Source organism: Streptomyces sp. adm13(2018) (assembly GCF_008042145.1).
Classification (GTDB): Bacteria; Actinomycetota; Actinomycetes; order Streptomycetales; family Streptomycetaceae; genus Streptomyces.
The window spans coordinates 2761-3624 of the sequence record NZ_RDBH01000108.1 but is presented as its reverse complement, the minus strand read 5'-3'; the positions used below and the strand labels follow the sequence as shown (position 1 = coordinate 3624).

Annotated in this window: 2 protein-coding genes; both read right to left on the bottom strand. The window is 71.4% G+C overall.

The features are described from left to right. A partial coding sequence (locus EAO70_RS09725; RefSeq protein ID WP_148002609.1) for a DUF2267 domain-containing protein occupies positions 1–360 on the bottom strand: 360 nt, incomplete at its 3' end. A 63-nt stretch (positions 361–423) separates the two neighbouring features. Beyond that, a complete protein-coding gene (locus EAO70_RS09720) occupies positions 424–819 on the bottom strand; it encodes a DUF2267 domain-containing protein (protein WP_148002608.1) in 396 nt (131 codons plus the stop codon). Positions 820–864: the final 45 nt, after the last annotated feature.

Here is an 864-nt window from a genome sequence, read left to right as displayed (position 1 = left end):
GATGAGGTCGGGGCCGGCGAGGGGGGTGATGGCGGTGAATACGGCGCCGGTGTCCCAGCGGGCGGTGGCCGGGGTGCCGCCGGTGCGTTCTGCCAGGTCCTTGACGAAGCCCCAGCCGGTGAGGGGTTCGGTGTCGGGGATCTGAGCGGTGAGGGTGAGGGCGGCCTCGACGGGCAGGCACTGGGCGAGGTCGACGCGTTCGTCGCCGGTGAGCTGTCGGCCGAGGGCGGCCAGGACYTCGTGAACGGATTCCGCGGCGCGTTCGCGGGTGGGGTAAGCGCCTTCGTAGCGCACGCGTTCCAGCATCTGGTCGAACGTCATGGCTGTCTGGGGCCGGTTCGCTCGGGGCTGGTCGTACATGGCTGCGGGTGCCTTTCTCTGCGAAGGACGCGCCGCCGTGCGCGGGCGGCGTCCGGGTGGTGGTCAGGTGGGCTGAGGGTGTCCGAAGAGGAGGTCGTAGCCGGGCGGGAGCTGGAGGAGGACCTCGCGGGTGAGGACGTCGCCCGCGGCGGCGGCCGCGGTGGACAGGACCGCGCCGATGTCCCACAGGGCGGTCTTCTCCGTGGCGCCCTCGATCCAGGCCGCGGTCGCGCGGACGAAGCGTTCGGGCGAGAGCGGTTCCGCCGCCTGCAGCGGGTTGAGGAGGATCAGGGCATAGGACTCGGGGAGCCGGGCAGCCAGGTCGGCGCGCACGGTGCCGACCAAGTGCGCGCCCAACAGTGCCAGGACGACGCGGGCGACGCGATCGGCTTCTTCCGGGGTCTCGTACTCGCCGCGTTGCTGGACGTGGGCCAGAAAGGATTCCCTGTGCATCGACATCACGTCACCTCAGAGACCTGAGTGAAAGGGGCGACGGGGGTGCGG

What these genes read in the sequence shown, in the direction of transcription:
- EAO70_RS09720 (WP_148002608.1), bottom strand. Translation starts at nt 819, where the DNA reads ATGTCGATGCACAGGGAATCCTTTCTGGCCCACGTCCAGCAACGCGGC.